6 protein-coding genes are annotated in these 9,894 nt (G+C 62.4%); 4 read left to right on the top strand and 2 right to left on the bottom strand.

Annotation, left to right across the window (positions count from 1 at the left end; translation table 11 throughout):
- From metH to ABZE94_RS17110, 3 genes are all read left to right on the top strand, one after another.
- A partial coding sequence (gene metH, locus ABZE94_RS17100) for a methionine synthase (protein WP_372876765.1) occupies nucleotides 1-3,434 on the top strand: 3,434 nt, incomplete at its 5' end.
- Between the two features lie 144 nt (nucleotides 3,435-3,578).
- Complete coding sequence (pnuC, locus tag ABZE94_RS17105; protein WP_372876767.1) at nucleotides 3,579-4,145, top strand: nicotinamide riboside transporter PnuC; 567 nt, start codon at nucleotides 3,579-3,581, stop codon at nucleotides 4,143-4,145.
- Nucleotides 4,142-4,663, top strand: a complete 522-nt coding sequence (locus ABZE94_RS17110) for an AAA family ATPase (protein WP_372876768.1) — start codon at nucleotides 4,142-4,144, stop codon at nucleotides 4,661-4,663. The genes pnuC and ABZE94_RS17110 overlap by 4 nt, the downstream gene beginning before the upstream one ends.
- A 115-nt stretch (nucleotides 4,664-4,778) precedes the next feature.
- Here ABZE94_RS17110 and ABZE94_RS17115 read toward each other — a convergent pair whose 3' ends face one another.
- Nucleotides 4,779-6,545: a hypothetical protein gene (locus tag ABZE94_RS17115; RefSeq protein WP_372876770.1), complete on the bottom strand. Its 1,767-nt coding sequence runs from the start codon at nucleotides 6,543-6,545 to the stop codon at nucleotides 4,779-4,781.
- 176 nt (nucleotides 6,546-6,721) lie between these two features.
- Complete coding sequence (locus ABZE94_RS17120; protein ID WP_372876772.1) at nucleotides 6,722-7,378, bottom strand: Fe2+-dependent dioxygenase; 657 nt, start codon at nucleotides 7,376-7,378, stop codon at nucleotides 6,722-6,724.
- A 316-nt stretch (nucleotides 7,379-7,694) separates the two neighbouring features.
- Between ABZE94_RS17120 and ABZE94_RS17125 the strand changes: the two genes are divergently transcribed.
- Nucleotides 7,695-9,894, top strand: a 2,200-nt coding sequence (locus ABZE94_RS17125; RefSeq protein WP_372876774.1) for an autotransporter domain-containing protein, incomplete at its 3' end; no start/stop codon positions are given.

The raw sequence follows: 9,894 nt of genomic DNA on the forward strand, positions 1-9,894 counted from the left end.
CCCAGGCCGACTATGGCATGGAGGCGCTGGTCTATGAGCTGAACGTCGAAGGCGCACGCCTGGCGCGCCGGGTCGCCGATGCCAAGACCCTGGAAACCCCGGATCGCCCGCGCTTCGTCGCTGGCGTGCTCGGTCCGACCAGTCGCACCTGCTCACTGTCGCCGGACGTCAACAACCCCGGCTACCGCAACGTCACCTTCGACGAGCTGGTGGAGCACTACAGCGAAGCGACCCGCGGCCTGTTCGAAGGCGGCGCGGACCTGATCCTGATCGAGACCATCTTCGACACCCTCAACGCCAAGGCGGCTATCTTCGCCGTGCAGCAGGTGTTCGAGGACGACGGCGTTACGCTTCCGATCATGATTTCCGGCACTATCACCGATGCCTCCGGCCGCACCCTGTCCGGGCAGACCACCGAGGCGTTCTGGAACTCGGTGCGCCACGCCAAGCCGATTTCCGTGGGCCTGAACTGCGCCCTCGGCGCCAAGGACTTGCGGCCCTACCTGGAAGAACTGGCGAACAAGGCCGACACCTGCGTCTCCGCCCACCCCAACGCCGGCCTGCCGAATGCCTTCGGCGAATACGACGAAACCCCGGCGGAAACCGCAGCGGTGATCGAAGAATTCGCCCAGAGCGGCTTCCTCAATATCGTCGGCGGCTGCTGCGGCACCACCCCGGCGCATATCCAGGCGATCGCCGAGGCGGTGAGCAAATACCCGCCACGGGCCATCCCGGAGATCCCCAAGGCCTGCCGCCTGTCGGGCCTGGAGCCCTTCACCATCGACCGCAATTCGCTGTTCATCAACGTCGGCGAGCGCACCAATATCACCGGCTCGGCCAAGTTCGCCCGGCTGATCCGCGACGACAACTACACCGAAGCCCTGGAAGTCGCCCTGCAGCAGGTCGAAGCCGGCGCCCAGGTGATCGACATCAACATGGACGAGGGCATGCTCGATTCGCAGAAGGCGATGGTCACCTTCTTGAATCTGATCGCCGGCGAGCCGGACATCTCCCGCGTGCCGATCATGATCGACTCCTCCAAGTGGGAAGTGATCGAAGCCGGCCTGAAATGCATCCAGGGCAAGGGCATCGTCAACTCGATCTCGATGAAGGAAGGCGTCGAGCAGTTCAAGCATCACGCCAAACTGTGCAAACGCTACGGCGCGGCCGTGGTGGTGATGGCCTTCGATGAAGACGGCCAGGCCGACACCGCCGCGCGCAAGCGCGATATCTGCAAGCGCAGCTACGACATCCTGGTCGACGAAGTCGGCTTCCCGCCGGAAGACATCATCTTCGACCCGAACATCTTCGCCATCGCCACCGGCATCGAGGAACACAACAACTACGCCGTGGACTTCATCGAAGCCTGCGCCTACATCCGCGACCACCTGCCCCACGCCCTGACCTCGGGCGGCGTGTCCAACGTCTCGTTCTCGTTCCGCGGCAACAACCCGGTGCGCGAGGCGATTCACTCGGTGTTCCTCTATTACGCGATTCAGAACGGCCTGACCATGGGCATCGTCAACGCCGGCCAGCTGGAAATCTACGACCAGATTCCCAAGGAGCTGCGCGATGTGGTGGAAGACGTGGTGCTCAACCGCACCCCGAACGGCACCGAGGCCTTGCTGGCGATCGCCGACAACTACAAGGGCGACGGCAGCGTCAAGGAAGTCGAGACCGAGGAGTGGCGCACCTGGCCCGTCAACAAGCGCCTCGAGCACGCGCTGGTCAAGGGCATCACCACCCATATCGTCGAAGACACCGAGGAATCGCGGCAGGGCTTCAGCCGCCCGATCGAGGTGATCGAAGGCCCGCTGATGGCGGGCATGAACATCGTTGGCGACCTGTTCGGCTCGGGCAAGATGTTCCTGCCCCAGGTGGTCAAATCCGCGCGGGTGATGAAGCAGGCGGTTGCCCACCTGATCCCCTTTATCGAGCTGGAAAAAGGCGACAAGCCGGAAGCCAAGGGCAAGATCCTCATGGCCACGGTCAAGGGTGACGTGCACGACATCGGCAAGAACATCGTCGGCGTGGTCCTGGGCTGCAACGGCTACGACATCGTCGACCTGGGCGTGATGGTGCCGGCGGAGAAGATCCTGCAGACGGCAATTGCCGAGAAATGCGACATCATCGGCCTGTCCGGGCTGATCACGCCGTCGCTCGACGAGATGGTGCATGTCGCCCGCGAGATGCAGCGCCAGGGCTTCAACCTGCCGCTGATGATCGGCGGCGCCACCACCTCGAAAGCCCACACCGCGGTGAAGATCGAGCCCAAGTACCAGAACGACGCGGTGATCTACGTCACCGACGCCTCGCGCGCGGTCGGCGTGGCCACCCAGTTACTGTCGAAGGAACTGAAGGCCGATTTCGTCGAACGCACCCGCCTCGATTACATCCAGGTGCGCGAACGCACCGCCAACCGCAGCGCGCGCACCGAGCGCCTGAGCTACGCCAAGTCGATCGAGAACAAACCGCAATTCGACTGGGCGACCTATCAGCCCAGCGTGCCGAGCTTTACCGGGGTCAAGGTGCTGGAGGATATCGACCTCAAGGTACTGGCCGAGTACATCGACTGGACGCCGTTCTTCATCGCCTGGGACCTGGCCGGCAAGTACCCGCGCATCCTCACCGACGAAGTGGTCGGCGAAGCTGCCACCGCACTGTTCGAAGACGCCCAGGCGATGCTGAAGAAGCTGATCGACGAGAAGCTGATCCGCGCCCGCGCGGTGTTCGGCTTCTGGCCGGCCAACCAGGTGCAGGACGACGACCTGGAGCTTTATGGCGAGGACGGCCAACCGCTGGCCAAGCTGCACCATTTGCGCCAGCAAACGATCAAGCCCGACGGCAAGCCGAACTTCTCCCTGGCCGACTTCGTCGCCCCCAAGGACAGCGGCATCACCGATTATGTCGGCGGCTTTATCACCACCGCCGGCATCGGCGCCGAGGAAGTGGCCAAGGCCTATCAGGAGGCCGGCGACGACTACAACTCGATCATGGTCAAGGCCCTGGCCGACCGCCTGGCCGAAGCCTGCGCCGAATGGCTGCACCAGCAGGTGCGCAAGACCTGGTGGGGCTACGAGCCGGACGAACACCTCTCCAACGAGGAGCTGATCAAGGAAGCCTACAAGGGCATCCGCCCTGCCCCCGGCTACCCGGCCTGCCCGGATCACACCGAGAAAGGCACCCTGTTCGACCTGCTCGACCCGGCCGCCAAAGAAGGCCTGCCCGGCCGCAGCGGCGTATTCCTCACCGATCACTACGCCATGTTCCCGGCCGCCTCGGTCAGCGGCTGGTACTTCGCCCACCCGCAGGCGCAGTACTTCGCCGTCGGCAAGATCGACAAGGACCAGGTGGAAAGCTACACGGCGCGCAAGAACCAGGCCCTGAATGTCAGCGAACGCTGGCTGGCGCCCAACCTCGGCTACGACAACTAGCCAATAACCAGGCCCGCCAATGCGGGCCTGGTTGTTTCCGGCCCGGCTAAACCATGACCATGCTGCGCTCCGGCCAAGCCATGGCGCAGGGTAATCGTTACAATCGCGCCTCGCGTATTTCGATACACCTCGTGCTGGAGTCTTATGTCGACCCTGGAATTAATTGCATCGGTTATTGGCGTTGTGGCTGTCTGGCTGACGGTAAAGCAAAACCCGTGGTGCTGGCCCATCGGCCTGGTCATGGTGGTCATGTATGGCTGGATTTTTTACGACGCAGCGCTGTATTCGAACATGCTGCTGCAGGGCGTTTATGCCGCCCTGCAACTCTATGGCTGGTGGCAATGGACGCGTGGCGGCGATGGCCTGGCGGGCGTACGCGTCAATCGACTGAACCAGCGCGGCCTGCTGTTCAGCCTGGCTACCGGGGCTATAGGCGCATTGCTGCTGGGCTACCTGATGGTGGTATTCACCGATGCAGCCGCGCCCTGGCAGGACGCAACGCTCAGCGCTTTCAGCCTGGTTGCGCAAGTCTGGATGGCACAGAAACGCGTGGAGTGCTGGCCGCTGTGGGTCATCCTCGACGTGCTGTTCGTGGCGCTGTTCCTGCAACACGGCCTGTACCTGACCGCAGGGCTGTATGCGCTGTTCACCGTGCTGGCGCTCAATGGCTGGCTGACCTGGCGCCGTGACCGCGCCTTGGCCCGTGCATGAAGGTACTGGTCTTGACCGGGCCGGAGTCCAGCGGTAAAAGCTGGCTGGCTGGCAAACTCCACACCGAATTTGGCGGTGTGGTGGTCGGTGAGTACGTTCGCCACTTCATCGAACAGACCCAGCGTGACACCTGTTATGCGGATATTGAGCACATCGCGCGCGGCCAACTTGAATGGGAAGACCAGGCCCGTGCCTCCCGACCGGAGTTGCTGATACTCGACACCCACCTGCTCAGCAACATGCTCTGGAGCCAGGAACTGTTTGCCGACTGCCCCGCCTGGATGGAACAGGCGCTGCTTGAGCGCGAATACCATTTGCACCTGCTGCTCAGCCCAGACCAGGTGCCGTGGGTGGATGATGGCCAGCGCAGCCAGCCAGAGCTGATTCAGCGGCAGCAGTTCCATCTGCGCTGTGAACGCTGGCTGCGCCTGCATCGCCAGCCACTGCAGTGCATCCGGGGCGACTGGCAGCAGCGCCAGACCCAGGCGTTGCGGGTGGTGCGGCAGTGGTTTGCGTAGAGCTGAGGCAAGCGAACGAAGGCAATCGCACTATCGCACTCGAGGTCAGCTGCATCAGCAATCGGAAAGACGCGGGTGGCCCCCTTCAGGTGACCCGGCCCGGACTCTCCAGCTGTTAAGGATGAGTACAGGACGGGTCGATACCGGTCGCCTGGGATCCCATGGCCAGGCTTTGCAGGAACGCCACCACCTCGTCGGGGGGCACCGCTCTCGCCGTTGAGTCATCTTTAGAACACGCGAGCAACGGCTCGCCACTGCTCATGAGCCTATTCAGAGCGTCCACAGGCAAGCCGCTGTAAAGCAGTTCATCCGTCTGCACCACCAGCACCAGGGCGGCCACGGCCTTGTTCGTCAGGAGTGCGGTGCAGCGCGCGAACAGCCCCTCCTGCGCCATGGGCAGCACACATCCAGAGGCATCGAGCGTGACGCTGTGACTCGTCACATAGCAGGCAACCCCCTGCCCCTGCCAGGCCTGTTGCCGCTGACGCGCCATCTCCATTGCCTGATCCGCACCGACGCAAGCCTCTATGCCTATACGCCCCCGCGCGACCAGCAAGCGCGCCAATAATTGCGGCATGACCCGCAGCGAGCTGAGACTCTGACCCAGCACGGGCGCCGAGTTGACCTCATTGATGATTGCGCCGTTTTCATGCCAGGGCCGGGTTATGTCGGACGAGATGATATCGATACCCGCAACATCGAGACCGAAGAGCGCAGCCGCCTGACGCGCAATGACCGCATTATCGGGGTGCAGGGTCGCGGAGCAGTCCTCATCCAGGCCGCCCCACTCGGTTGACTCAATCTGCCGCAGCGCCGCCCAGGTACCCACCAGCGGCACGCTATCAAGGCTGAAGCCGGCCTGCTGCAGGCACGCCACGGCCAGCGCATCGGCAGGATACAGCGGCGCCCTCCTCCAGCTCGGCAACGCCATCTGCGTGGCATTGACCGCCGCGATCAACTCGCCGATCGTGCGCTGGCCATCACCCTGCACGGCTATCGGCCCGCGTTTGACGGTATACAGAACCTCATCGCGCACCACCAGTAGACGATGGCATACCCCACCAACCTGGCGCTCGACCAGTACCTGCGAGGACAGTCCAGCAGCCTGCCGAAAGGCAGCAAGCAGCGCAGCTTCGCTGCGAATGTCGACCGTCACCCCCTCCCCCCGATCACGGTCCGCCGGCTTCACCACCAGTGGCCAGCCCAACGCCACCTGCGCCGCCATAGCCTCCTTCTCACTGGCGACCAACTGGTGCCTGGGCGCGGGCAAGCCTGCACGGCGCAGCCATTCGGCGGCTACCCGTTTATCCTGTGAAACCGCGACCCCCAGTGCCGAATCGGTCTCGACTTTACTGTGCTGAATGCGCAGGCGATGCGCGCCCCAGCCCAACTGGAAAATCCCTACGCCCAAATGACGCCAGGGGATGCCGCACTCGTGCGCGCAAGCCAACAGCGGCAAGACCGATTTACCCACTGGCATCACAGCGCGAAGTGGCTGCAGCACCTTGCTTTCCAGTTGCCGATAGAGCGGCTCGACGGCGGCGAAACTCGTGGGGTCCGCAGCGACGCCAAGCACCAGAAGCACCGCGGCATCGTAGACCAGGCGCATCGACTGCGCGGGCACATAGTCGACCTGCACGATACCGACCTGGCACAACCAAATCCCTGGCCGGGTTTCATCCGGCTGCCAGGCGAGTATCCGTCCGGGCTCGAAGACCGGAATGCGCGCCGCACGTTGCAACTCTGCCGCCACCTGCAATATGCGCCAGAGCAGTTCACAAACCGCGTGCGCCGGAGTCTGTGCAGGTGCGCAAGGCGCCCCCGCTGGGTAGGGCTGCAGCGCCAGCATCAGCTTGTCACGCAACCAGTCGTCCAGGACCATCCAGTCGATAGTCCCTGGGCCGGGTGTCAGCTGTAGCCCCAGGAGTTGCTCCGGTTGACCCAGGTGGCCGCGAAAACCGGGCGCAGATAAAGCAGGCAGTGTCATGCTCGGCATCGACTCCAGCTAAAAATAAATTCGAACTCGATCACACAAAAATGGAATCGGTTGAGAACGCCTCAATCGCCCCACATACGCAGCAACTCTTGAATGCACTGTCCAGACTGAGTCGCCAGCTCGGTATATTTTTCATCTTGGCTCAGGGTTCTCGGTACAAGGCTGAGCTTGGCAATGATCTCGCGCTTGTGCGCGTCGCGTACGCGACTCTGCACCCAACCGACCACTGCATTGCGCACCCCGCCGGTGACGGGCATCACCCGATGCAACTCACCCGCGGGATAGATCACCATGCATCCGGCCGGCAGCTTGAAGCTGAATTTTTGCGCGGTGGTGGCGATGACCAGTTCACCACCCTGATAGGTAGATGGATCGTCGAGAAACAGGGTGTAGGACACATCGGTGCGCACATCATGAATATAAGCGCCATCGGAGTGCATGCCGTACTCCATGCCCTCCTCATACTGATTGATGATCGGTCGCCCAATGAAGCGCGGCATGGCGAATGCCTGCATAACAGGGTGCGCCTGGATTGCCAGGGCTACTTTGTCGAGTAATTGTGCATGCCCCGCCGCCGATAACTGCAAGTTGCGCTTGACCGTCCTGGCCATGCCTTGTGCCGTATTTTTGCCGTTATCGAAGGGGCCGGCCTGGATGGCCGCAGCAATTTCCGCCAAGAGCTCGGCAGGCAGGGCATTCTCAATAATGACGTAGTTCAAAGCAGTGGCCTGTAGGTAACTGGATCTCCGCCGGAAACTAACCTGCCAATGCAGCAATGCAAAGCGTTTAAATGACAACGCCGAATACTTTCCAGCGCATTGCCCACCAGTTCCGACAGTGCTTGCAGACGCGCCAACGGTCTCATCGTGAAGCAGCGGAGAGAGGCACTGCAGGTCGCGGCAATGTTCGTGGCCCCCTCGGGGTGGATATCTGCAGCCCGCGTTGAATCAGTTAGTGTGGGATTGATGGCATACCGATACTATTTAGCGAATTCTGTGAAACTTTTCGCATTTTCTTATAAAGGACGCACCTTTCATGTCGAACGGACATTCGCCTCGCCCGCAATGGAAAACCACCGCCCTGCACAGTGCCATTGCCGCCTTCTGCGCCAATGGGCTGTTCGCCACTCAGGCTCAGGCTGTTGCCTATTGCGGGCCGACGGTCAGCACCGATCAAGGGCAGTGCATCCCCAGTAGCTATGCGGACACCGTGGTCAACCAGGGCGTGACCATCAGCACCTCCAACTCGGCGGCGGTGCTGTACTTCGGCAGCCTGGGCTTCTCTGAGGGCGGCCCTGTACTGGGCAGCCTGACCAACAACGGCAGCATCCTGTCCAGCGGTCTGGGAGAGGACTCCTGGTTGGCGATTGCCGGTGTCGACATCCGTGGCGAGCTGCTGGGCACCCTGACCAACAATGGCCTCATCGGCGCCACCTCGGTATCGAACGATTCCCGAAACAGCTTTGCCTACGGCATCCGCGAGGGCGGCACCCCCGCTATGCAAGGTGTGCTGCGCAACAGCGGCACCATCAGCGCCAACAGCACTTCGGCAGACGGTTACGCGGAGGCCGTCGGCCTCTATATCTATAATTCGACTTCGGCCGATGCCCTGATTGACAACCTGGCCAGTGGCCGCATTACGGCCGAGGCAACTGCTCAGGAAGGGGGCGCGGCAGGCGTTTTGCTGACTACAATGTACGGCACCCTGACCAACCGCGGCCAGATCAGTGCCAATCTCAATGCCGCTTCAGGCATCGCAGCAGGCGTGTACAGTAACTATTTTGCTGGCACGCTGAACAACCATGGCACCATCAGCGCCTCCCTCGTCGACGGAAGTGACGGCCTAGCGACTGGGTTGTTCGCCGCCAGTATGGGTAATGGCGAGGTGAACAACTACGGCACCATTGTCGGTACGGCGGCCGACGGCGAAGCCTATTCGATTTACAATTTCGGCTCCGAAGGCAGCAGCACGATCAACAACATGCAGGACGGCGTACTGCGCGGCAAGCTCTACCTCGGCGGCTACGGCGTGAACGTCAACAACGCCGGCCTGATCGACCTGCCGATGCTAGCGGATGCCGGCCACGTGGCCGGCGACTTCACCCAGACCGAGACCGGTACCCTGCGCATCATGGCCGCCGGCAGCGGCGAAGATGAATACAGCCAGCTCTATGTCGATGGCACCGCGACCATCGCCGGCAAGGCCTACGTCGACGTCAAGGAAGTCAATACGCTGGCATCCGGGCAAACCCTGAGCCGCGTTGTCAGCGCATTCGAGCTTACCGGTAACTTTGCCCAAGTCGAGGACAATAGCGCGCTGTTCAACTTCCAGAGCCTGGCCACTGAAGGCGAGGACGGTCATATCGACTTCAAGATCGTCAAGGCCATGACCGTCGTCGACGCCGCCAATTCCAACAACAACCGCAGCGGTCTGGGCGCCGCCGGCGCCCTCGACACGATCATCGACAGCGGTACCTCCAACCCCGACATGCAGACCGTCATCGATGCGCTGGGCCGCCTCGGCACCTCGCAGGAAGTGTCTGACGCCGTGTCCCAGACGCTGCCGCTGTTCGCCGGCAGCAGCGCCATGGCCTCGACCTCGGCACTGACCGGCATCAACCGGGTCATTCAGGCGCGCATCGAGTCCAACCGCGGCATGTCCTCGGGTGACCAGTTCTATGGCGACCACAAGGTCTGGTTGAAGCCTTTCGGCTCGCTGGCCGACCAGAATGACCGCAACGGCGCTCCAGGCTTTGAAGCCAACGTCGGCGGCCTGGCGCTCGGCATTGACGGCACCGTGTCCGATACCACGCGTCTCGGGGTGGCCTTCGCCTACGCCAAGGCCGACATCGACGGCAACTCCAGGGCCGCACCCAACAGCGCCGAGGTGGATGTCTTCCAGCTGCTGGGCTACGGCAGCCACAGCCTGGATCGTGGCATGGAGCTGAACTTCCAGGCCGGCATCGGCCAGAACAACACTGAAGGCAAACGTGACATCCTGTTCCTGGGCGAAACCGCCAAGGCTGACTACAACAGCCTGGTGGCCACCGCCGGGGTTGGCCTGGGTCGTACCTACAAGTTGAACGAGAGCACCGACTTCACCCCGTCCGTGCGCACCGACTACACCTGGATCAAGGACGAGGGCTACACCGAGAAAGGCTCAAGCGCCAACCTCAAGGTGGACTCGCGCAGCACCGACGAACTGATCCTCGGCCTGGATGGCAAGCTCAGCCACG

Source organism: Pseudomonas sp., assembly GCF_041601375.1.
In the GTDB taxonomy this organism is placed as follows: domain Bacteria; phylum Pseudomonadota; class Gammaproteobacteria; order Pseudomonadales; family Pseudomonadaceae; genus Aquipseudomonas.